The organism is Rhizobium sp. BK060 (assembly GCF_014193145.1).
In the GTDB taxonomy this organism is placed as follows: Bacteria; Pseudomonadota; Alphaproteobacteria; order Rhizobiales; family Rhizobiaceae; genus Rhizobium.
The window spans coordinates 126,333-148,024 of the sequence record NZ_JACHYW010000007.1; the positions used below are offsets into that span (position 1 = coordinate 126,333).

Annotated in this window: 19 protein-coding genes; 9 read left to right on the forward strand and 10 right to left on the reverse strand. The window is 59.6% G+C overall.

Annotated elements, in window-relative coordinates:
• Window positions 1–20 precede the first annotated feature (20 nt).
• Window positions 21–1,403, forward strand: coding sequence for a DUF882 domain-containing protein (locus FHT71_RS09980; RefSeq protein WP_183719595.1), 1,383 nt, complete (start codon window positions 21–23; stop codon window positions 1,401–1,403).
• A 188-nt stretch (window positions 1,404–1,591) separates the two neighbouring features.
• Here the strand turns inward: FHT71_RS09980 and FHT71_RS09985 are convergent, their stop codons facing one another.
• Together FHT71_RS09985 and mntR are read right to left on the reverse strand one after the other, a co-directional pair.
• Entirely contained in the window at window positions 1,592–1,999 is a 408-nt protein-coding gene (locus tag FHT71_RS09985; RefSeq protein ID WP_207911676.1) for a Fur family transcriptional regulator, read from the reverse strand.
• Window positions 2,000–2,181: 182 nt separating this feature from the next.
• Window positions 2,182–2,643, reverse strand: coding sequence for a manganese-binding transcriptional regulator MntR (gene mntR, locus FHT71_RS09990; protein WP_183719597.1), 462 nt, complete (start codon window positions 2,641–2,643; stop codon window positions 2,182–2,184).
• A 162-nt stretch (window positions 2,644–2,805) separates the two neighbouring features.
• Between mntR and FHT71_RS09995 the strand changes: the two genes are divergently transcribed.
• Window positions 2,806–3,936: a multicopper oxidase domain-containing protein gene (locus FHT71_RS09995; protein ID WP_183719599.1), complete on the forward strand. Its 1,131-nt coding sequence runs from the start codon at window positions 2,806–2,808 to the stop codon at window positions 3,934–3,936.
• The gene (locus tag FHT71_RS10000) at window positions 3,933–5,135 is read left to right on the forward strand and encodes a metal transporter (protein ID WP_183719601.1); all 1,203 of its coding nucleotides are present in this window, start codon (window positions 3,933–3,935) and stop codon (window positions 5,133–5,135) included. Before FHT71_RS09995 ends, FHT71_RS10000 begins: the two co-directional genes overlap by 4 nt.
• 279 nt (window positions 5,136–5,414) lie before the next feature.
• Here FHT71_RS10000 and FHT71_RS10005 read toward each other — a convergent pair whose 3' ends face one another.
• The 3 genes from FHT71_RS10005 to FHT71_RS10015 form a co-directional block, all read right to left on the reverse strand.
• A complete protein-coding gene (locus tag FHT71_RS10005; RefSeq protein ID WP_132591363.1) occupies window positions 5,415–6,263 on the reverse strand; it encodes a carbohydrate ABC transporter permease in 849 nt (282 codons plus the stop codon).
• On the reverse strand, window positions 6,256–7,194 hold the full coding sequence (locus FHT71_RS10010; protein WP_132591361.1) for a sugar ABC transporter permease: 939 nt from the start codon (window positions 7,192–7,194) through the stop codon (window positions 6,256–6,258). The genes FHT71_RS10005 and FHT71_RS10010 overlap by 8 nt, the downstream gene beginning before the upstream one ends.
• A 68-nt stretch (window positions 7,195–7,262) precedes the next feature.
• Entirely contained in the window at window positions 7,263–8,573 is a 1,311-nt protein-coding gene (locus FHT71_RS10015; protein WP_132591359.1) for an extracellular solute-binding protein, read from the reverse strand.
• A gap of 213 nt (window positions 8,574–8,786) precedes the next feature.
• On the opposite strand from FHT71_RS10015, the gene FHT71_RS10020 reads away from it, so the two are divergent.
• The 3 genes from FHT71_RS10020 to FHT71_RS10030 are packed head-to-tail and all read left to right on the forward strand — an operon-like array spanning window position 8,787 to window position 11,780.
• Window positions 8,787–9,986, forward strand: coding sequence for an ROK family transcriptional regulator (locus FHT71_RS10020; RefSeq protein ID WP_037081455.1), 1,200 nt, complete (start codon window positions 8,787–8,789; stop codon window positions 9,984–9,986).
• 34 nt (window positions 9,987–10,020) lie between these two features.
• Window positions 10,021–11,121, forward strand: a complete 1,101-nt coding sequence (locus tag FHT71_RS10025; protein WP_132591357.1) for a Gfo/Idh/MocA family oxidoreductase — start codon at window positions 10,021–10,023, stop codon at window positions 11,119–11,121.
• A 17-nt stretch (window positions 11,122–11,138) separates the two neighbouring features.
• On the forward strand, window positions 11,139–11,780 hold the full coding sequence (locus FHT71_RS10030; protein ID WP_007787952.1) for a ThuA domain-containing protein: 642 nt from the start codon (window positions 11,139–11,141) through the stop codon (window positions 11,778–11,780).
• A gap of 82 nt (window positions 11,781–11,862) precedes the next feature.
• Here FHT71_RS10030 and FHT71_RS10035 read toward each other — a convergent pair whose 3' ends face one another.
• From FHT71_RS10035 to FHT71_RS10045, 3 genes are all read right to left on the reverse strand, one after another.
• Window positions 11,863–13,116, reverse strand: a complete 1,254-nt coding sequence (locus FHT71_RS10035) for a D-amino acid dehydrogenase (protein ID WP_132591355.1) — start codon at window positions 13,114–13,116, stop codon at window positions 11,863–11,865.
• Between the two features lie 81 nt (window positions 13,117–13,197).
• The gene (locus FHT71_RS10040) at window positions 13,198–13,413 is read right to left on the reverse strand and encodes a hypothetical protein (protein WP_183719603.1); all 216 of its coding nucleotides are present in this window, start codon (window positions 13,411–13,413) and stop codon (window positions 13,198–13,200) included.
• A gap of 138 nt (window positions 13,414–13,551) precedes the next feature.
• Window positions 13,552–14,451, reverse strand: a complete 900-nt coding sequence (locus FHT71_RS10045; RefSeq protein WP_132591351.1) for a LysR family transcriptional regulator — start codon at window positions 14,449–14,451, stop codon at window positions 13,552–13,554.
• Between the two features lie 72 nt (window positions 14,452–14,523).
• Between FHT71_RS10045 and FHT71_RS10050 the strand changes: the two genes are divergently transcribed.
• The 3 genes from FHT71_RS10050 (at window position 14,524) to lhgO (ending at window position 19,237) form a co-directional block, all read left to right on the forward strand.
• Complete coding sequence (locus FHT71_RS10050) at window positions 14,524–17,382, forward strand: FAD-binding and (Fe-S)-binding domain-containing protein (RefSeq protein WP_132591349.1); 2,859 nt, start codon at window positions 14,524–14,526, stop codon at window positions 17,380–17,382.
• Between the two features lie 38 nt (window positions 17,383–17,420).
• Window positions 17,421–17,873 (forward strand): Lrp/AsnC ligand binding domain-containing protein, encoded by a 453-nt coding sequence (locus FHT71_RS10055; RefSeq protein ID WP_007787944.1) that lies wholly within the window; start codon window positions 17,421–17,423, stop codon window positions 17,871–17,873.
• Window positions 17,874–18,001: 128 nt separating this feature from the next.
• Entirely contained in the window at window positions 18,002–19,237 is a 1,236-nt protein-coding gene (gene lhgO / locus FHT71_RS10060; RefSeq protein WP_183719605.1) for an L-2-hydroxyglutarate oxidase, read from the forward strand.
• A 258-nt stretch (window positions 19,238–19,495) separates the two neighbouring features.
• On the opposite strand, the gene groL is transcribed toward lhgO, so the two are convergent.
• Window positions 19,496–21,124, reverse strand: coding sequence for a chaperonin GroEL (groL, locus tag FHT71_RS10065; protein WP_132591345.1), 1,629 nt, complete (start codon window positions 21,122–21,124; stop codon window positions 19,496–19,498).
• A 54-nt stretch (window positions 21,125–21,178) separates the two neighbouring features.
• Entirely contained in the window at window positions 21,179–21,493 is a 315-nt protein-coding gene (gene groES, locus FHT71_RS10070; protein ID WP_037081550.1) for a co-chaperone GroES, read from the reverse strand.
• Between the last annotated feature and the right edge of the window lie 199 nt (window positions 21,494–21,692).

The window sequence follows — 21,692 nt, forward strand, 5'->3', positions numbered from 1 at the left end:
GTGTTTTGTGTGGGACGGGATTGATCGTGTCGAAGTATCCAGTGAAAGGATTCTCGGGTGGAACCTTGGGCGGCGGGGTTGCGGCACTGCTGTCGCGTGTAGAACGGCTCGTCGCACAGACCATCCTGCCGGCTCTGTTCGCGCTGCCTGCGCTAGCCGGCTCTGCATCATTAGCCTCCGCGGAAGATCGTGCGCTGAAGCTGTTCTTCACCCATACGGGCGAGAAGGCCACGATTATCTATAAGCGCGACGGAAGGTTCGACCCAAAGGGCCTGTCTCAGATAAATCGGTTCCTGCGCGACTGGCGAAGGAACGAACCAACCCGGATGGATCCGCGGCTGCTTGACCTGGTCTGGGAGGTGTACAAGCGCAGCGGCGCGAAGGACTATATCCACATCGTCTCCGCCTACCGTTCTCCGGCAACCAACAACATGCTCCGCAACCGCTCGCGCACGACCGGTGTCGCCAAGAAGAGCCAGCACATGCTTGGCAAGGCCATGGACTTTTACGTTCCCGGCGTGAAGCTTTCGACGCTGCGTGCCCTTGCAATGCAGATGCAGGTCGGCGGTGTCGGATACTACCCAACCTCGGGTTCGCCCTTCGTGCATCTCGACGTCGGCAACGTCCGGGCTTGGCCCCGGATGTCTCGGCAAGAACTCGTTCGAATATTCCCGAGCGGGCAGACGATGCATCTTCCAGCGGATGGCCGCCCACTGCCGGGATATAACCAGGCAGTTGCGAACTACAAGAAGCGCGTCGGCCACGCCTCCATCCAGATCGCCAGCACTACCGGAGAAGAAGACGACGACGCAGGCGCGGCAGCCACGTCGAGCCGCGACTCCGCGGACAGAAGCCTCGTGACAGCGCTCCTGCCCACGCCTCGGAGCCGCGCATTGAATGGGCTGGCCCTGCAGGCCGACGCGTTCGGGCGGGACGACGAACGGTCCCCCGTGGATCTTTCATCACGACCGATTCCGATACCGGCGATGCGGCCGACCGCTCGGGGCGGCGACGCGGGTATCGATGCCAAGCTGGAGACTGCATCGATCGGCCCGATCGACGCGCCTCCGGATAGACGGACATCTGCATTGCCGACCTATTCCGGCTTCGAACCTTTCGCTGCCATGCGCGAGGCCTTGCAGAAGGGGGCGGACGTGATCGCTTCCCTGCCAATGACTGCTTCCTGGGAAGACACAGGTTCGTTCGGATCGACCTCAGGCGCGGCGCTGATGAAATGGGCGCTGCATACTCCTGGCGAGATGATTGGAATGAGAGCGCCTCGCGTGTCCCGCCGCACGGTTCAGCATTACCCGGATGCCGCGGCATCCGATGGGGCAATCATTCCTGTCGCCGCCACAGACCAGTTCGATGCCAACCGGTTTGCGTCGCCCCCAAAGGGCTGACCGCAACCTCTCGAACGGCAGCGTTATCTCAATTTTCCGCTATTCGGTAGCAACGGCCATCACCGTGGCCCGAGTGAGCGGTAGGAATCCCGCGACCTGGCGCCTCGCTCCTCGGACGTTTTGGCCGGAAGCAGGTGCACCTGTCGGCCGCCAACGACTTGCGTTGCCGCCATGTTCAAGATCTCTCGTCAAGCGGCACCGCATAAAGCTCTAGTCGCCTTCGAACGACTCGATATCCCATCTGCGCGGCTATTTTCTTCAAGAGCATTGAGGCGAGGTTCGGAAAACTCAATGATCTTGCCGGTCGAAATGTCGATGAGATGGTCGTGGGGCGTGGCGACTTCGTATCGCGCTTTTCCCGATCCAAAATGTTGCTCGGCAACGACGCCAGCCGCGACCAGATGGCCCAAATTCCTGTAGAGGGTCGCCAGGGACACGCGCCTCCCTCGTGCCCACAGGCGTTCATGCAGCGAACCGACATCCCGGTGATCCGGTCGGGTGATCAACGCTTCGAGGATTTCGCGCAAGTTCGCGGTCACTCGCAGTCCGCCCTGCTGGCATCGGTTCTCGAGTTCGGCTAGCGACAGATCGTCCATTCTCACACCACGAAGTCCATGATGCACTTTGCGTTGGGGTCCGCAATGATCAACGCAGTCAATACTTTAGCGGCCACCAGCCGCGCCCGGGCACCCAAGGCTCCCGTTTTCTGCTTGCTTGCTGTGCGTATGCTGGGCGCAGAGACCTCGGAAATTAAACGGCGATCATCTGAGGGATCGCTTTACAGGTGTCGCTTGGGCGTGAACCGCTTCATGGCCTCCAAAGTTTCAGGACTGACGTGATGCTCAATACCCTCCGCATCCATCCGCGCCGTCTCTATGCTGACGCCGATAGAGCAGAGAAACAATTCCACGATCTGATGCCTCTCGCGACTGACGCGCGCCAATTCCTTGCCGGTACCCGTCAGGAAAACACCCCGATACGGGCGCTGCTGGATATAACCTTCCGCAATCAGCCGCTTCAGCATCTTGGCGACCGTCGGCTGCGCAACGCCCAGGCGCTGGGCAATATCCACCTGCCGCGCCTCGCCGCAGTCGGCGAGAAGGTCGGCGATGAGCTCGACGTAATCTTCCACGAGTTCGCTGCGGCGGTTGTTCCGCGCCTGCCGGAAGCTTTCCATCTGGGTGTCGGCTGCGACAAGCGCAGTCTCAATTTCGATCGACTGACGAAGCTTCTCGTTCAATTCAATTCCGCCTGCTCATAATTTTTCTCGAGCATTACGCTAACATAGCAACGGCTATATTTCCAATCTTCATTTGCCTGCGGGCCGGGAAATATAGCTCTTGCTATATTCCTGTTATAATGCTTTATTTCATTTAAATTGCTAATTGGAGCTTCTTCTAAAATGTCGAAGTGGGCACAGACGGCCTTGAGCAGGAGAAGCCTCCTCGGAGGCGGGATCGCAACACTCGGTGCCACGAGCATCTGCACCGTCAACACGGCGGCTCAACAGGCCCATTCCGGCGATCATGGTGCCGCGGTGTCCGCCATGAAGAGCGGCGACATTGCTCCTGCCCACCATTCCGCGCACGGCGCGATGATCACCGTTGGAAATGTCGACAATGCCCGCAACGGGTTCGATCCGACGAGCATGCTCACCGACTGGTATACGGGCGAGTTGAGCGATCTGCCCGATGGGCGCAAGCTGCGCCGCTTCGAAATCACCGTCGAAGAAAAGGAAATCGAAATCGCACCCGGCGTCATGTTTCCCGCCTGGACCTATAACGGCCGCGTCCCCGGTCCCGCCCTTCGGGCGACTGAGGGGGAGCGGCTGAGCATCAAGCTCATCAATAACGGCTCGCATCCTCATTCCTTGCATTTCCACGGCATCCACTCGTCACGTATGGACGGCGTCCCTGGAGCCGGCGTCATCGGCCCTGGCGAGGAGTTCGTCTACGAGTTCGACGCCAAGCCCTTCGGCTGTCACCTCTATCACTGCCACGCCCTGCCGCTTGCCCGGCACATCCACAAGGGCATGTACGGCCTCTTCGTGATCGATCCCGATCCATCGCTCCACTCCGACAACGCCGAGGTGGCGAAGTCCCGCCTGCATGGCTCGCCGGAAAATGCCGAATGGCAGGAACTGGCGATGGTCATGAACGCCTTCGACACCAATTTCGACGGCGAGAACGAGTTCTATGCCTGCAACACCATCGCCCATTGCTACGCCAAGGAGCCGATCAGGATCGAAAAAGGCCGGCCGGTGCGCATCTATCTGGTGAACATCACGGAGTTCGACCCGATCAACTCGTTCCATCTCCATGGGAACTTCTTCGACTACTACGACACGGGAACGACGCTGACGCCGACGCTGCGGACGGTCGACCTCATCACGCAATGCCAGGCCCAGCGCGGCATCCTGGAGTTCACCTTCAAGGAGCATGAAGCCGGGCTTTACATGTTCCACGCCCACCAATCCGAATTCACCGAGCTCGGCTGGATGGGCATGTTCGATGTTGTGGAGACGCTGTCATGAATGAGACCCCGCGCAACTTCCTGCCCGTCTCCACGGTCGCGCCGAGCCGCCAGCATCTTCTGTGGCTTCTTTTACCGTTGGTCGTGTTGGCCGCCGCAGTGCTATGGCTGTTGCAGAGCGACCCGCTGCGAGGCTTCAACAACGGCGCACCGCCGGTCGAAACCCTGAGCGTCGAGCGCACCGTGCTCGATCAGGACGGCTTGCGGATGCTCGTCCGCGCCGGCGGATCGGAGCCGATGACGATCGCGCAGGTACAGGTCGACGCTGCCTACTGGCAGTTCAAGCAGCAACCTGCCGGAACGATCTCCCGCGGCGACACGGCCTGGGTGGCGCTCCCCTTCCCTTGGGTTCTCGGCGAAGCGCACAAGGTCACGTTCGTCACCAACACGGGCGCCACCTTCGATCATGAGATCCCGGTTGCCGTCCCGACGCCCAAGGCCAGCCAAGGCGCGTTGGTGTCTCAAGCCGTCCTTGGTGCCTTCGTCGGAATCCTGCCCGTCGCGATCGGATTGCTTTGCTACCCGGCGCTTCGTGGCGCCGGCCGTGGCACGATGACCTTTCTGCTGGCCATGACGGTCGGGCTGCTCGCCTTCCTGCTTGTCGACACGATGATCGAGGCGCTGGAATTTGCGAACCGGTCGGCTGCGATCTTCCAGGGAAGCGTCATGGTCGTCCTGGTTGCGGCAGCAAGTTTCCTGGCGCTGGTCGCGGTCGGCCGTCGCCACGGCTCTCCGACGGGCCTCGCGCTCGCGACATATATCGCCCTCGGTATCGGACTGCACAATTTCGGCGAAGGTCTCGCCATTGGCGCGGCTTTCGCGGCCGGCGCGGCGGGACTCGGAACGTTCCTGGTGCTCGGTTTCGCCCTCCACAATATCACCGAGGGCATCGGCATCGCCGTTCCTATCCTGAAGATCCGGCCAAAGCTCGTTCACTTTGTGGGCCTGACGCTGCTGGCCGGCGGTCCTGCTGTTCTCGGCATCTGGCTCGGCAGCTTGGCCGTCGCCCCGCACTGGACCGCAATCGCCCTGGCGATTGGCGCCGGCGCTATCGCGCAGGTTATCGTCGAAGTCACGGCGTTGCTCGCAAGGAACGGCAACCGTGGGGACTACGCGCAGGTCCTCAGCCCTACAGCGTTCGGCGGCATCGCGGCCGGACTGGCGTTCATGTATGTGACCGCCATGCTCGTCAAGATCTGACGCCAACCGCCAACAACTGCAGCACGCTTCTCAAAGGCGCGTGATGTCTTTGCCTGGCTAGGGGTGGTTGCGCGCCAAGACTCGACGGAGGCAAGCAGGATCTGTCTCCGACGCATGATCATCCACGGCAAGAGATCATGCTTGATGCACCTTGATCGCAGCAAGGACCGCCCTCGGACCTGGATTGATGTGCTTCGATCGCGTCTTCCGTTCGTTTCCCGGCGAGGAAAAATAACCGGAAAACTCTAACCAAAAACGGTCCAGTTTGAAGGGTTCGGATCAGGACTTGACTGCGCCCGCGGTCAAGCCGGCGATGATATGCTTCTGCGCCAGGAAGAAGACGATGATGGTCGGCATGATCGTCAAGGTGATGAAGGCGAGCACCAACTGCCAGGCGGTGCCAAACTCGCCGCGATAAACCATAATGCCGAGCGGCCAGGGATACATCGTTTCCGAGTTCAGCATGATCAGCGGCAGGATGTAGCTGTTCCAGCTGCCGACGAAGGAGATGATGCTGACGGTTGCGATGATCGGCCGCGAGAGGGGCAGCGAGATGTGCCAGAAAAACCGGATGTAGCCACATCCGTCGACGATGGCGGCCTGGAACAATTCTTCCGGAAGGTTGCGAAAATAATTCCGGAACAGGAGAATGCTCATGCCGAGGCCGAAGGAGACCTGCGGCAGGACAACACCCCAGTATGAATTCAACAGGCCAAGGTCACGGATCCGGATGAAGAGGGGCAGGATGGCAGTCGCAGCCGGGAACATCAGGCCAATCAGGAAATAGTTGAGCAGGAAGCCGGCGCCGAAGAACTTTACGTGCGCGAAGGTGAAGGCAGCCATGGCTGAGACCGAAACGGTCAGACAGACGCTCAATGTCGCGATGATCAGCGAATTCATCATCTGCCGCCAGTAGCGATCGCCGAAGAGAATGTCGGTGTAGTTCTCCGGATGCCATGCGACAGGCAACCCGAAGGGGTTGGTGCGCAGGTCGCCGAGATCCTTGAAGCCGCCAAGCGCTGTCGTCAGCAGCGGCACCAACACGATCGCGGCGATGATCGTCAGCGAGACGTAGAGGTAGATCTTTGTGCCGGTCGCAATCCGGGCGGTTGAGGCCATGTCAGTCATTGCGCATGAATATCCGTTTGTAACCGAAGGCAAGCGTCACGCAGATCACGAACAGGACGACGCCGACGGCACTGCCGAGGCCGACCTGCATGCGCGTGACGCCGAAGTTGAACAGGAAGGTGACCATGGTCTGCGTTGCGTTGAACGGCCCGCCGCCCGTCAGCGGCATGATGAGGTCGAAGAGCTGCAGCGAGCCGACGACTGCGAAGAAGACGGACAGGCGGACGGTCGAGCCAAGAAGCGGCAGTGTGATATAGCGGAACCGCTGCCAGCCGCTCGCGCCGTCGATTTCGGCAGCCTCCAGCACGCTCTTGTCAAGCGACTGCAGCCCTGCGATGAAGAGCATCATGTGGAAGCCGAAGTACTTCCAGACGACGACCGCCAGCACTGCATAAATCGCCAGGTCCTTGTCGGCCAGGACATAGGGGGTCTCGACGCCGATGAGGTGGGCAGCGGAGGCAAACAAGCCATAGTCGCCGTCATAGACGAAGCGCCAGATGAGGCCCGCTGCCACCTCAGCCAGGACGTAGGGCAGGAAGAAGATCAAGCGGAAGAGAACCACGCCGGCGATCCGGTGGGCCAGCATCATCGCCAGCCAGATGGCGAGCGGTATCTGGATCAGGATCGAAATAACGATGATCAGGGCATTGTTCTTCAACGCCGTCAGGAAGGCGCTGTTCTTGAATAGCACCTCGAAATTTCGCATTCCGACGAACTGCGTCGGCAGACCGTAACCATCCCACTTGTAAAGGCTGTACCAGGCCGCCTCCCCCATCGGCAGGATGACGAAGATCGTAAACAGCAGCAGTGCTGGCGGCAGGAACAGAAGCAGGACCGGCAGGCGCCGCGCCAGGCTGGGGTCCTTGCTGCGCGCCGACGACCTGACAGTCGGGCGCGCACGGACGAGGCTTGTCGCGCTGATGGTGGTCATGGAGGCCGATCCCCTTGATTCAGATTGAGGGCGGCGCGGATACTTGCTCCGCGCCGAGATAGTCTTGGTCAGAGTTGATCCTGCTCGAAGGCTTCCTGGATCTGCTGAGCGCCATCGGCAGGGCTCATCTGGCCAGATACGATGGCAACGGAGACATCGTTGACCACACGGCCAACGGACGGGCCGAGATCCTGATCGAAGAAGTTCTGGTGCCACGTCGAATGTGCGAGCTGTTCGGCGGCTTGATGCATCAACGGATTGGTCACTCCGTCCTCAGCGCCGACGGCGACCGGGATGAGCATGCCGGCCTTGGCCATTTCGCGCTCGTTTTCGGCGTTTGTCAGATAGGCAAGAAAATCAAGCGTTTCGGGTGGAGCCTTCTTCGTGACCGCCCAGCCGTTCAAGCCGCCGAGCGTGTCGGTTATAGCACCAGAACCGCCGGAGACGGCAGGGAACGCGAAGCGGCCGATATTGTCGGGATCGAGGCCCTTTGCGTCGCCGGAATTGGTGCGTTGGTTGGCAGCGGTGTTTTCGAAACCGAGGATCATCGCGGCCTTGCCGTCACCGAAGACGCCAAGCGCCTGCGGCCAGGTCGCACCGAGGTAGCCCGGCTGGAACGGCTCGAGCTTGCCGAGTTCAGCAAGTTGTTCGCCCGCCTTGATGATGGCCGGATCGTTGAAGCCTTCGCCCTGCCCGTTCTTGGCCGCATCGAAGACCTTCTGGCCACCGTCGCGCATGACCAGGTAGCTCCAGTAGAAATGGATCGGCCATTTTTCGCCGCCGCCACCTGCAATCGGCACGATGCCGGCATCCTTGAGCTTTTTGACGGCAGCGAGATAATCGTCCCACGACTTGATGGACGCTGCGTCGACGCCCGCCTTTGCAAACATCTGCTTGTTATAGAAGAAGGAAACCGTGCCCATCTTGTAGGGAACTGCACCGATCTTGCCCTCGAAGCTCAGGCCGTTGATCGATGCCGGATTATAGCTCTTCAGCCAGGCGCCATCCTTGGCCTTCATGGCTTCGGTCAAGTCCATCAGTGTACCGGTGGCAAGCTGCTGCTTCAGCACGCCGCCGCCCCAACTGAAAAATAGATCCGGGGCATCGCTCGATTGCAGCAGCGTCGGAAGCTTCGCCTTGAAGGCTTCGTTTTCCAGAAACTGCATCTCAATCTTTACGCCAGGATGCTCAGCCTCGTATTTTTCAGCGATCTTTTTCCAAACCGCCAGATAGTTCGGGTCGATTTCAAGATGCAGCCACTTGACGGTCGTGTCGGCTGCGGCACTTCCCGCAGCAATCAGGAGCGCCAGCCCAGTGGCCGCGGAGCGGGCAATGAAACGGCTGCGAAGCAAGGCCTTTGCCTTCATATGGTCAAACATGATTTCTCCTCCAGTAAGGGCAAAAATCGTCCTCTTCAATTTTTCCCTTATGCGGATTAAATCATCGGGAGGTTTTGGCGAATGTCAACTCCCCCGGCTGAAATTGGCAGATTTGCCTTGACAGGTAGGGTCGCCGACGCGCTATTTAATTCGCATACCGTTGAAAATATAAGCCCCGCGCCTTGCGGGATACTGAAGAGCCGGCAAGACCACATGAAGACCGCAGATCCCGAATTGATGCGCGCGATCAACCGCTTGAACGTGCTGGATACGATCCGCCGTCACGGCCCGATATCGCGTGTCGAGATCAGCGAGCGAACCCAGTTGTCAACAACGACGGTGTCAGCGATCACGGCCTCGCTGCTCGATGACGGTCTCATCCTGCCGCGCCACGAGGGGGATATTCGCAACGAGGCGGCCCGCGGCAGACCGCGCGTCATGCTCGAACTCAATCCGGATGCAGCAAGAGTGGTTGGCGCGAAGATTGCGGCCAACCGCCTCGTTTTCGTCGTGACTGATTTTCGCGGAGACGTGCTGTCGAAACTCACTCTTCCCATTCGCATCGATCGTCAGCCGATCGGGGTCATCGCCGACCTCGTCGAGGATGGTGTGCGCCGTTGCGTGGTCGATGCCGGGCTATCGCTCGAGGATGTCGATACTGTTTGCCTTGGTCTTCCCGGTGTGATCGAGCACCGCACCGGCCATGTCCGCAGTAGCCCGATCTTTCGCGACATGAATGTCGACTTTGCCAGCGAAATGACTGCCCGGCTCAATACCTCGACCATCGTGGAAAGCGATGCACATGCGATCACGCTTGCCCACCACTGGTTTGGCAAGGCGCGCGATCTGGAGGACATGGTATTGATCTCCCTGGAGCAAACACTTGGACTGGGCGTGCTCCACGACAATCAGCTTTTTCGTGGCGCCGGCGGCCTCAGCCACAATCTTGGCGATTTGGTGCTCGGCATGGGGCCGCGCGGCATCGTGCGACTGTCGAGCCAGGCCGGCGAAAGCGAGATTCTCGGTGAGCAACCGGCCAGCGGCCGGTTCGCCGAGGCCATCCGGCTTGGACGGGGAATGACGCATGCCCAGGCGCTTATCAAGGCCGAAGACAACACCTTGATCAACGCCGCAATCCGCGCCGGCGAAGCCGTCGGTGTGGCAATCGCCAATATCGTTACCTTGTTTGCGCCGCCGCGGGTTATCCTTGTCGGCTCCAGCCTCGCACTCGGGGAGCCGTTTCTCGACAGCCTGCGAAACGCCTATGCGCTCGCCGTTCCGCCGTCTCTGAAGGGTGTTGCCGAACTCGTCTTCGACGATTCGACCGACGACTTCTGGGCGCAAGGGGCCGCCGCTGTGGCGCTTTACGAACTCTACGAGTCGCCGTGGAACACCACCGGTCCGGCGCTCTAAGCTGCAAATTCACGACATCCAACGGGAGGAAATCATGGAACGAGTCGGTATCGGCATCATTGGGTGCGGCAACATCTCCGGCGCCTATCTGAAGGCGATGGCGTCCTTTCCTATCCTTGACGTCCGCGCCGTGGCTGACCTCAACCACGATATGGCTGTGGCAAAGGCCGCCGAGTTCGACGTGCCCGCAAAAAAGATCGATGAACTGTTTGCCGACCCGAAGGTCGAGATCATCGTCAATCTGACGGTACCCAAGGCACATGTCGCGGTTGGTCTGCAGGCGCTCGAGGCGGGTAAGCACGCCTATTCGGAAAAGCCGCTTGGTATCAACTTCGCGGAAGGCAAACGACTTGCGGAGGCCGCAAAAGCCAAGGGTTTGCGCATCGGTGCTGCGCCCGACACCTTTCTGGGCGGCGGACACCAGACCGCACGCACACTCATCGATCAAGGCGTCATTGGCCAACCGGTCGGCGGAACGGCGACCTTCATGTGCCCGGGCCACGAGCGCTGGCATCCAAATCCGGCCTTTTATTACGAGGTCGGCGGCGGACCGATGCTCGACATGGGGCCCTATTACATCACAGATCTCGTCAATCTTTTCGGACCGGTCGCACAAGTGGCCGGCTTTGCGGTCACGCCGCGCAAAGAGCGCGTCATCACCAGCGAACCGAGAAACGGCGACCATATTCCGGTGCATGTTCCCACCCATGTCGCCGGTCTCATGGCCTTCGCCAATGGCGCGGTCGTACAGATCAGCATGAGCTTCGACGTCGCCGGCCACAAGCACGTGCCGCTCGAAATTTACGGGACCGAAGGCACGCTGATTGTGCCTGATCCCAACCACTTCGGCGGTGACGTGGAACTGCTGAAGAAGGGTGGGGCATTTGAGCAGCAGCCACTGACAGCACCATATGGCGACGGCAACTATCGCTCGATCGGTGTCGCGGATCTCGCCCACGCCATCCGCTCGAACCGGCCGCATCGTGCCAACGGCGATCTGGCTCTGCATGTCCTTGAGGTGATGGAAGCCTTCCACACGGCCTCTAAGAGCGGACGCACGGTCGCCATCACCACTCAAACCGAGCGGCCCATGCCGCTGTCCCAGTCGCTCGTCGACGGGCGCTTGGCCAAGTAATCATCAGGAGGAAGAGTATGCGTGAAGCACTGATCGTCTGGGGCGGATGGAGTGGCCACGAGCCGCAGGAATGCGCCGCAATTATCAAGGACATGCTGGAGGAGGATGGGTTCAAGGTCTACGTCGAGCACACGACCGAGGCCTTTGCAGACCCCTCTGTCCATGATCTCAGCCTCGTTGTGCCGATCGTGACGATGTCGAAGATCGAAAAGGAAGAGATCAAGAACCTTGCGGCTGCGATCGAGGGTGGCGTCGGCATTGCCGGCTACCATGGCGGCGCTGGCGACAGCTTCCGTGAATGCGTCGAATACCAGTTCATCATCGGCGGCCAGTGGGTCGCACATCCCGGCAATATCATCGACTACACGGTCAACATCACCCGGCCCGACGATCCTGTCATGGAGGGCATCAGCGACTTCCCCTACACCTCCGAGCAGTACTACATGCATGTCGATCCTTCGAACGAGGTGCTGGCGACGACGAGGTTCACCGGCGACCACGCCTACTGGATCGACGGCGTGGTGATGCCCGTCGCCTGGAAGCGCAAATACGGCAAGGGACGTGTCTTTTATTCCTCGCTTGGCCATCAGGCCAAGGAATTCTCGGTGCCTGAGATGAAGACGATTTTCCGACGCGGTGCGAACTGGGCAGCACGCTGAGCGGCCAGTTCATAAAAATGCCGGCGCCATATTCTGTAGCGCCGGCATTTTATCAAGATCGCGTACGAATTCCGGGCATAGGTCAGCCATAGCGGCCGAGACCCAGTCCCTCGGTCGATATTTGCGGTTTTGCCCTGTTGATAAGATCCGTCAGCACACGGCCGGAGCCGCAGGCCATCGTCCAGCCAAGCGTGCCATGCCCGGAATTCAGGTAGAGGTTGTCGTAGGCCGTTTTGCCGATGATTGGCGTTCCATCGGGTGTCATCGGGCGCAGGCCGCACCAGAACTGCGCCTTGCTCTGATCCCCTGCTCCACCGAACAGATCCTCAACTGAATGTGCAAGTGTTTCCTTACGAGTCGGCGGCAAGTCCTTGTTGAAACGGGCGATTTCGGCCATGCCTCCTATACGGATCCGATCACCGAGACGGGTGATGGCAATCTTGAAGGTTTCGTCCATGATCGTCGAAACAGGCGCCCGGCTCTCGTCGACGATCGGAACCGTGATTGAGTATCCCTTCACCGGGTATATTGGTACCTTCAGTCCGAGCGGCTTCAACAAGATTGGCGTGAAACTGCCAAAGGCGGCCACGAAGACGTCGCTGTCAAACGCGCCGTGCGAGGTTTCCACTGCCCTGATCCGGTTGTTCTCGATGCGCAGCTTGTGGACGTCTGCGCCGTAGATGAAGCGCACGCCCAATGCCTTTGCACGCTTTGCGAGTTCATTTGTAAATTTGAAACAGTCGCCCGTTTCATCGTTGGGCAGACGCAAACCGCCGACGATCTTATGCTTCACCGGCGCCAGTCCCGGCTCGGCCGCGACGCATCCAGCCGGATCGAGTACCTGGAACGGCACGCCGTCTTTAGTGAGAACCTCGATGTCCTTGGTGATCGAATCGAGCTGCTTTTGCGTGCGAAAGAGCTGTAGTGTCCCTTGCATCCGCTCGTCGTAGGGGATGCCGGTCTCGCCACGGAGCTCGATCAGGCAATCGCGACTGTATTCGGCAAGACGGACCATCCGGCTCTTGTTGATGGCGTAGCGCGCTGAAGTGCAGTTGCGCAGCATTGCCGTCACCCAGGCCCAGGTGGCTGGGTCGAATGTTGGACGTATGATCAACGGCGCATGCTTCATGAAAAGCCATTTGACGGCCTTCTGAGGAATTCCGGGCGCTGCCCAGGGCGATGCATAACCGGGCGAGATCTCACCGGCATTGGCGTAGCTGGTCTCCAGAGCCGGTCCGCCCTGGCGCTCCAACACTGTTACCTCGTGTCCCGATTTCGCCAGATAGTAGGCAGTGGTAATGCCGATGACGCCGGCACCAAGCACGGTGATCTTCATAGTGAACCCCAGAAAAGTCAGATCAGATGTAACGATGGCCCAAATGGGTGGGAGTTTTTGAAGGAGATGGTATCGGTGTCTTCAGCCATCATCGCCAAACTTTGATGTTTGCCAAGTATCACCGGTGTACTGAGAACAGTTTGCCTTTTCCGCCAGCACATTGATGCCGATTGCTATGCTGCCATCGACACGCGTCCCATGCTCGGCAACAGCCCCTCTCGACGGCGCCAAGGTCGATTGAAGAACGCCGCATCCGTCGTCGGTGGCGAGCGTAACATTGACGGTGTTGCTGTTCATGAACCGGCCCAAAATTGCACGCGGCAAGGATATCGGCCAGTGAACGAATTTTTCGTTCAATTCTTCATAGAAACAAACAATTGCGGCTGCGTTCTTGCAATTTTCTTCAAGCTATTGAACGTTTCGTGCGGCGATCGATTACAGGAGATAGCTGATGAAGCGCTCTGCGGCTGGCGGCAGACTAGAGCGGCTGCGGGTCAACAGATAGAGCGAGCGGACGAGCCGAAAATCGGCAATCGCGCGAAAGACAATTTCATCGCTCTGGATGACCTTCGCTGCCTGCTGTGGCAACAGCGCCACGCCGGCGTTGCGGCTGATCAAGGTCAACTGCGCAATGGTGCTGAACGTTTGGATACGGCCGATCGTCAGGCTCGGCGGCAATTCGGGGCAATCGGCAAGCATCCTTGCAATGCCGGCCTGTCCGTCGAGCGCGATCACATCTTCCGGATTGATATCGGCCAAGATAACCGGACGCGACGACCGTGCAAGCTGATGATCTCTGTGGCAGACGAGACCAAACGGGTCCTCGCTGATCTTTCTTCCCTCCAATTCGGCCGATTCAAAGCCCGGTCCAGCCAGCGCGAAATCAAGCGTTCTGTTCACCACCATGCCCGCCAGCCGTTCGGCCACGTCATCATGGACGATAATGTCAATGGCCGGATGGTCGATGCGAAACGTCCTAATCGCCTCCGATAGTGGGGCCAGGACGGCCGACGGTGCGGCGCCAATTGCCACACGGCCACGTTTGAGACCGCCGACCTGTCTGAGGTTGGTCAGCGAAAGCTCGAAACGATCGAGAAGATCGCGCGCGCCCTCCAGAAACGCCTGGCCAGCTTCTGTTGCTCTCACAGGGCGCGTCTTTCGGTCGAAGATCGCCGTCCCGCACTCCAGCTCAAGCATCCGGATCGTCTCGGTCAGGGCCGAGGGCACGACGCCAAGCCGTTGCGCTGCCCGGCTGAAGGATCCCTCCTCCATCACCGTTAGCGCTGCGCGAAGATGGCGAAGGCCTATATTCGTATTTTCCGAAAAAACTTTCATATCTTTCTAATTATACGAACTGCTTGTTTGTGGTTCAATGCAGGATCCCTCGATTTCTCCGGACCTACCGCGATGCTGAACCAGACTATAAGGAAAATTTCCTATCGTGTTGCTCTTCAACGGCTTCCTGCATTACTTTCTGACGCAGGATTTCGGGGCGACACCGCCGCCGATGCCGCACTGCTCGCGGCCATGTCCACGGACAACAGCATTTACACCATGATGCCGGATATCGTCGTTGCTCCGCGCGATGCCGAGGATGTTCAACGGTTGATGCGCGTCCTTGAAGCCGAGGATCTGTGTGATGTTCCGGTAACAGCACGCGGAGGAGGCACCGGCACCAACGGCCAGAGCCTGAACGCCGGCATCATCGTCGATTTTCAAAAATACATGAACCGCCTCCTTAACGTGAACGTTGAGGAGCAGTGGGTGGAGGTTGAACCGGGCATCGTTCTCGACGAGTTGAACGCCCAATTGGTGGGAACTGGTCTGTTCTTCGCGCCCACGACCTCGACGGCAAGCCGCTGTACGATCGGCGGCATGGTGAGCACGGATGCATCCGGAAAAGGGTCGAGGCGCTACGGCAAGACCAGCGACAACGTGCTTGGAATGGAGATCGTCCTCGATGGCGGCCGAACACTGGACAGTGATGCGCCGACACCTGATTGGGCAAAGACAATGCTCTTGGAGATTGAAGCGGCATGTAGGTCGGGTCGCGATGCTCTGCTTGGCCGGGTCCCGGCACTTTCGCGCAGGTTTACGGGCTATGATCTCGAACGGGCGAAGCCGCCTAAAGGCGACCTCGAATGGTGGCGCCTGCCGATCGGTGCGGAGGGTACGCTCGGCCTCGTCACACGGGTGCGCTTGCGCCTGTTGCGCAAGCCAAAATTCAAGCGATTGGTTGTCATCGGCTTTAAGACATTCGCTGCGGCACTGGATGCTGGTAGCGCCCTCCTCGCGCATGATCCGTTGGCAATTGAAGTCATGGACGAATGGGTACAGGGTCTGGCCGACAAGGCCGGAATTCTGCAAGCACTGCCTGCCAGCCTGCGGGCTCGCGACGGTCAGCCGATCGCCTACAATTTCGTCGAGTTCGTCGGGGACGACGAGGCAGATCTGATACGGCGGGTCGAAGCCCTGCGGGAGCGCGCGCTGACGCTTGCCGGCGCAATCGCAAGCCACGTAGCGGTTGACGATATCGAAATGGCAGCACTCTGGCAGGTCAGGGCGGCAAGTGTTGGCTTGCTCGGTAAGGTCAGTGGCACGCGCCGACCGATTGCCTTTGTCGAGGACTGCGTGGTGCCTGTCGAAAACCTTGCAGCCTTTGTCAAGGACTTCACAGCGCTGCTGAACAGACACGGCTTGAACTATGGCATGTACGGGCACGTTGATGTCGGCTGCCTGCATATCCGTCCCGCGCTCGATATCGATCGCGAGGAAGACCGGGTCATCATGAAGGCGATCTCGGATGGCGTCTTCGACTTGACGCGCCGGCATGGCGGTATTTTCTGGGGAGAGCATGGCAAGGGCGTGCGTGGCGCCTACTTGGCAGAGTTCGTCGGTGCTGCCGCATATGATGCGTTTGGCCGGGTCAAACGCGCGTTCGATCCGCGGCATCGTTTCAATCCGGGAAAGCTCGTCGGTGATCCGGGGTCCCTGATGGGCATTGGGACAACCCCGTTTCGCAGCGTCAACACCGACGAGAACGATCCTCTCAGCCTTGCCTTCAAGTGCAATGGCAATGCTCAGTGTTTGAGCTATCAGCGCAGCAATGTCATGTGCCCCTCGTTCAAGGCGACGCGGGACCTGCGCCACTCTCCGAAGGGCCGCGCCGACGCTCTAAGGCATTGGCACCAGGCGCACAGGCAAGGTCATGCGACCAAAGAGCTGGAGAGCGATGTCCTGTCCGCACTCGACGGATGCCTCGGCTGCAAGGCCTGCGCCACGAGCTGTCCGGTGCAGGTCGACATACCAGAGATGAAATCGCACTTCCTCGAGCGGTTTTATCGGAAACGCCGGCGATCGCTGGCCGATAGGGTAGCGCTGTTGCTGGAGGAATACTCGCCGGTTTTGGCCCGGCACAGGAAGCTGGCGGCGGTTTTTGCAAGGGTGTTCAACCCGCTCATGGAGAAGGTCACGGGTCTGCATGACCTTCCCCTCATTGCCTTTAATGATGTGGGCATAGGCGGGTATCAGACGTTTTGCGCCGAGGTGATCGCGCAGCGCCAATGGCATGAAGATACGGTCTTCGTCTGGCAGGATCCGTTTACGGCCCTCTTCGACAGCCAGGCCGCGATGGCACTTGCGGACGGCCTTCGTGGCTTTGGCTATCGCCCTGTCTTCGTCTCCATGCTGCCGGGCGGAAAGGCGGCCCACGTGCTCGGCGACAGAACCCGCTTTTTCAGGCAGGCACGCAAGCTGCGATCCGCGATCGACGTGGTTGCGGCATGTGGTCGACCGATGGTAGGGGTCGATCCGGCCTTCATCATGATGGTCCGCCAGGAATACCTAAAGGCTGGCCTGACAGGCCAACCGCTGCAGTTGGTCCAGGAGTTCCTGAACGAGGAGATCGCCCGCGGGCGTGTCCTGCCAAAACTCGCCACGGCAAGGCTGCCGCCTAAATTGCTCCTTCATTGCAGTGAAAGCGTCGGCGCCGGAGCAATGGCCTGGAAGAAGCTTTTTGCCGCACTCGGTGCGTCGATTGACGTTGCGGCAACCGGGTGCTGCGGTATGGCCGGTTTGTTCGGCCATCAGCAGCGGCACCAGGCTCTCAGCAGGCGCACGTTTGACCTTTCCTGGTCGGGGCAATTGCAGGGCGAACGGGAGGCAATGGTCTCCGGTTTCTCGTGCCGTTGCCAGACGAAGCGATTCTCTTCTATTCGGGGCGAACATCCTATGCGATGGATGGCCGATGCAATCGGCGCTGAGTGACAAGACGGCGCGGCGCGGCGCGAATAGATGAGGTGGTAATGTATGAGATTGATGCCATCGACCGGAAAATCATCCGGCAGTTGCGCCTGAACTCGCGTATCTCCAATGTCGATCTTGGCAAGGAGGTCGGCCTGTCCGCCTCGGCTTGCCTGCGCCGTATTTCACTCATGGAAAAGGCAGGAATAATAATTGGTTATACGGCGCTTATTGATGTACTTGGTGAGGACGCCATTGCCGTGATCATCCAGATCACTCTGGAGCGCCAGACAGAGGAGTATCTGAACCGCTTTGAAGCGGCTGTCCGCAAATATCCGGAAATTCGCGAATGTTTCCTGATGACGGGCGGCTCAGATTATCTCTTGCGTATCGACGTCGAGAGCGCCGGTGCCTTCGAAAGGATCCACAAGGAGATCCTCTCCGTCCTGCCCGGTGTGCTGCGTATCAATTCCAGTTTCTCCATCCGCAATGTGCTGTCGGCGCGTCAGAAATAGATGCTGAGGGCCCGAAGCGGAGCGGCCTCCCGCAAGGTCTCTGGAGCGACTTACGCCATAAGGATCGCAAGACGGCGAAGCGCGTGAATGCTAGCTTTATGCCGGACCCGTCGGATTTGGATAGCAGCATGTATGACCATTGCATTATTGGAGGCGGCATCGTCGGCTTAGCGGTTGCCATGGCGCTGCAGGAAAGAACACCTGGCGCCAGCATCGTCGTCTTGGAGAAAGAGGCCGAACTTGCCAAGCACCAGACGGGTCACAACAGTGGTGTTATCCATGCCGGGATCTATTATGCCCCAGGCTCACTGAAGGCGAAACTCTGCCGTGAAGGTGCGGAGGCGACAAAGCGCTTTTGCAATGAAAATCGGATCGCCTTCGAAACCTGCGGGAAGTTGCTGGTTGCGACCGATGATGCGGAGATGCAGCGGATGGAGGCGCTCGAGGACAGGGCGCGACACAACGGCATCGACTATACCAGATTGTCGACCGCAAAACTGAGAGCCGACGAGCCCCATATCGCCGGTCTCGGCGCCCTTCTCGTTCACTCCACGGGCATCGTCGATTACGCGATTGTGTGCCATGCCATGGCACGAAAGATCGAGGAACAAGGCGGTGAAATCAGGCGCGGCGTGGCGGTCAGGGCGATTCACGAACACGAAAACGGGGTACGCATCGAAAGCGCGTCCGGAGCTATCGAAGCCTGCAGACTGATTGCCTGCGCTGGCCTCCAGTCCGACCGCATTGCTTTGATGGCCGGCGTGAAGATCGATCATCGGATCGTGCCGTTCCGCGGCGAATACTACGCATTGCCCGCATCCAAGGCGAAGGTGACGCAGCGCCTGATCTATCCGATCCCCGATCCAGACTTGCCGTTCCTCGGAATCCACCTGACGCGAACGATTGACGGCGGCATGACGGTTGGACCGAACGCCGTACTTGGCTTCGCGCGCGAAGGCTATGTCAAGGGCAGCTTTGCGCTCAAGGACGTCGGCAGCATGGCTGCATTCGCCGGCTTCTGGAAAATGGCGCGGAAAAACTGGCGTTCGGCGATTTCCGAATTTGCCAATTCCGCATCGCGGGCACGCTACCTCAAAGAGTGCCGGAAATATTGCCCCTCGCTGACAATTGATGACCTGCAAAAGCCACAGGCTGGCATTCGCGCGCAGGCGGTCATGGCCGACGGAAGCCTGGTGCATGACTTCCTCTTCAAGCAGACGGAACGAATGCTGCATGTCTGCAACGCTCCCTCGCCCGCAGCGACCTCGGCCATCCCGATCGGCCGCATGATCGTGGATCGGCTGCTCGAAGGCGGTACCACAACGATTAGCGCATCGCCTGCCCGTGAGGAGGCCCGGGCTTAGGCTTTCAGAGGCTGGATCGGGCTCTTGGGCATCAAGAGATGGGGAGGCCGCCCTCGACCGGAAGCGATACCGTCCATCTCTGGAGATCCAGGGAGATGTTGCTGATAGCGGCCGGATCCTTGGAAATTCCACTTGTCCTGGAGACTTTCTTGACGACGCTCGCGCACAAGCACGCCTCCTCCTTTGTTGGCAAAGACGTCGGATTTATGTCTCACTCCGGGAGCGGCCCACCCGACGGGCCGGGCCTGGCCGATCGATCTAGTAGTCCATGCCGCCTGCCGACATCGGCGGGTACTGTACATCCTTCCTCGGCTTTTCGGCGACCATTGCCTCGGTGGTAATCAGTAGGCCGGCGATCGAGGCGGCATCCTGCAGCGCGGTGCGAACGACCTTGACCGGGTCGATCACGCCCTGATCGTAGAGATCACCGAACTCGTTGGTCTGGGCGTTCCAGCCGTAGCCAAAATCGGTCTTCTCACGCAGCTTGCCGACGATGATCGAACCCTCGGCACCTGCATTCTCGGCGATCTGGCGCACCGGCGCCTCGATTGCACGGCGGACGATGTCGATGCCGTGTCTCTGGTCGGCATTCTCGGTCTGAACGGTGTCCAGTGCTTTGACGGCTCTCAACAACGCAACACCACCGCCGGGCAGCACGCCCTCCTCGACGGCCGCGCGCGTGGCATGCATGGCGTCGTCGACGCGGTCCTTGCGTTCCTTCACCTCGACCTCGGTCGAGCCGCCGACGCGGATGACGGCCACGCCGCCGGCAAGCTTGGCCAGCCGCTCCTGCAGCTTTTCGCGATCGTAGTCCGACGTGGTTTCCTCGATCTGCGCCCTGATCTGCGCGACCCGGCCCTGAATCTCCGTCTTCGAGCCTGCGCCGTCGACGATCGTCGTGTTTTCCTTTTCGACGACGACCTTCTTGGCGCCGCCAAGCATGTTGAGGGTCACATTCTCGAGCTTGATACCGAGGTCCTCAGAGACTGCGGTCCCGCCTGTTAGGATCGCTATGTCCTCCAGCATCGCCTTGCGGCGGTCGCCGAACCCTGGAGCCTTGACGGCAGCAACCTTCAGGCCGCCGCGCAGCTTGTTGACGACGAGCGTCGCCAGCGCCTCGCCTTCGACGTCCTCTGCAATGATAAGCAAAGGCTTCCCGGACTGAACCACGGCCTCGAGGACCGGCAGCAACGCCTGCAGGTTCGAAAGCTTCTTTTCGTGGATCAGGAGGTAGGGTTCCTCGAGCTCAACCCGCATCTTCTCTGGGTTGGTGACAAAATACGGCGAGAGATAACCACGGTCGAACTGCATGCCTTCGACGACTTCCAACTCTGTCACGGCGGTCTTGGCTTCCTCGACGGTGATGACGCCTTCGTTGCCGACCTTTGCCATTGCTTCTGCAAGGAAGCGGCCAATCTCGGCGTCGCCATTGGCCGAGATGGTGCCCACCTGGGCGATCTCATCGTTCCTGGTAACTTTACGGGCGTTCTTCTGCAGCTCCTCGACCACAGCTTCGACTGCTTTGTCGATACCGCGCTTCAGGTCCATCGGGTTCATCCCCGACGCCACGGCCTTCGCACCCTCCTTGACGATCGCCTGGGCGAGAATTGTCGCGGTGGTGGTGCCGTCACCAGCGATGTCGCTGGTCTTCGAGGCAACTTCGCGCACCATCTGTGCACCCATGTTCTCGAACTTGTCCTCCAGCTCGACTTCCTTGGCAACAGTGACGCCGTCCTTGGTGATCCGGGGTGCGCCGTACGACTTGTCGATAACAACATTGCGCCCCTTGGGGCCGAGCGTAACCTTAACCGCATTGGCGAGGATATCGACACCGGCCAGCATCTTCTCGCGGGCGTCGGAATGGAACTTCACTTCCTTGGCAGCCATTTTTCTACTCCTTCCTCAGGCAGCATTCCTTGTAAGCAGGGGGCGGTATCGACCCTACGCCGCATTTCTCGCAGCGGCGTCGACCTCGATCACGCCCATCACGTCAGATTCCTGCATGATCAGGAGATCCTCGCCATTGAGCTTGATTTCGGTGCCCGACCATTTGCCAAACAGGATGCGATCGCCCACCTTCACATCGAGGGGTCGCAATTGCCCATTGTCGTCGCGCGCACCGGGGCCGGCGGCAACGACCTCACCTTCCTGTGGCTTTTCCTTCGCCGTGTCTGGGATGATGATGCCGCCGGCCGTTTTCTCCTCGGCCTCGATGCGGCGAACCAGGATTCGGTCATGCAAGGGACGGAACGTCATGTCGCTCTCCTCAGGGACAAACAGATTTTCCCTCCGCGCCGCATAGGGAGCGAAGCCGACGCGGGGCTCCGATCCTTTCGCCATCGCGTTCAGATCGATCTGGTTTATGATTTTTGGAGTTTCAAGAGGGGAGTTGAAATTTTTTAGCACTCTAGCCTATCGAGTGCTAACCGGTCTGAATTGATACAGCTGTTTCACG

What these genes read in the sequence shown, in the direction of transcription:
- FHT71_RS10045 (WP_132591351.1), bottom strand. Translation starts at nt 14,451, where the DNA reads ATGAAAGTTTTTTCGGAAAATACGAATATAGGCCTTCGCCATCTTCGC.
- FHT71_RS10055 (WP_007787944.1), top strand. Translation starts at nt 17,421, where the DNA reads ATGTATGAGATTGATGCCATCGACCGGAAAATCATCCGGCAGTTGCGC.
- lhgO (WP_183719605.1), top strand. Translation starts at nt 18,002, where the DNA reads ATGTATGACCATTGCATTATTGGAGGCGGCATCGTCGGCTTAGCGGTT.
- FHT71_RS10020 (WP_037081455.1), top strand. Translation starts at nt 8,787, where the DNA reads ATGAAGACCGCAGATCCCGAATTGATGCGCGCGATCAACCGCTTGAAC.
- FHT71_RS10025 (WP_132591357.1), top strand. Translation starts at nt 10,021, where the DNA reads ATGGAACGAGTCGGTATCGGCATCATTGGGTGCGGCAACATCTCCGGC.
- FHT71_RS10005 (WP_132591363.1), bottom strand. Translation starts at nt 6,263, where the DNA reads ATGACTGACATGGCCTCAACCGCCCGGATTGCGACCGGCACAAAGATC.
- groES (WP_037081550.1), bottom strand. Translation starts at nt 21,493, where the DNA reads ATGACGTTCCGTCCCTTGCATGACCGAATCCTGGTTCGCCGCATCGAG.
- FHT71_RS09985 (WP_207911676.1), bottom strand. Translation starts at nt 1,999, where the DNA reads ATGGACGATCTGTCGCTAGCCGAACTCGAGAACCGATGCCAGCAGGGC.
- FHT71_RS10010 (WP_132591361.1), bottom strand. Translation starts at nt 7,194, where the DNA reads ATGACCACCATCAGCGCGACAAGCCTCGTCCGTGCGCGCCCGACTGTC.
- groL (WP_132591345.1), bottom strand. Translation starts at nt 21,124, where the DNA reads ATGGCTGCCAAGGAAGTGAAGTTCCATTCCGACGCCCGCGAGAAGATG.
- FHT71_RS10050 (WP_132591349.1), top strand. Translation starts at nt 14,524, where the DNA reads ATGCTGAACCAGACTATAAGGAAAATTTCCTATCGTGTTGCTCTTCAA.
- FHT71_RS09995 (WP_183719599.1), top strand. Translation starts at nt 2,806, where the DNA reads ATGTCGAAGTGGGCACAGACGGCCTTGAGCAGGAGAAGCCTCCTCGGA.
- FHT71_RS10000 (WP_183719601.1), top strand. Translation starts at nt 3,933, where the DNA reads ATGAATGAGACCCCGCGCAACTTCCTGCCCGTCTCCACGGTCGCGCCG.
- FHT71_RS10035 (WP_132591355.1), bottom strand. Translation starts at nt 13,116, where the DNA reads ATGAAGATCACCGTGCTTGGTGCCGGCGTCATCGGCATTACCACTGCC.
- FHT71_RS10040 (WP_183719603.1), bottom strand. Translation starts at nt 13,413, where the DNA reads ATGAACAGCAACACCGTCAATGTTACGCTCGCCACCGACGACGGATGC.
- FHT71_RS10030 (WP_007787952.1), top strand. Translation starts at nt 11,139, where the DNA reads ATGCGTGAAGCACTGATCGTCTGGGGCGGATGGAGTGGCCACGAGCCG.
- FHT71_RS10015 (WP_132591359.1), bottom strand. Translation starts at nt 8,573, where the DNA reads ATGTTTGACCATATGAAGGCAAAGGCCTTGCTTCGCAGCCGTTTCATT.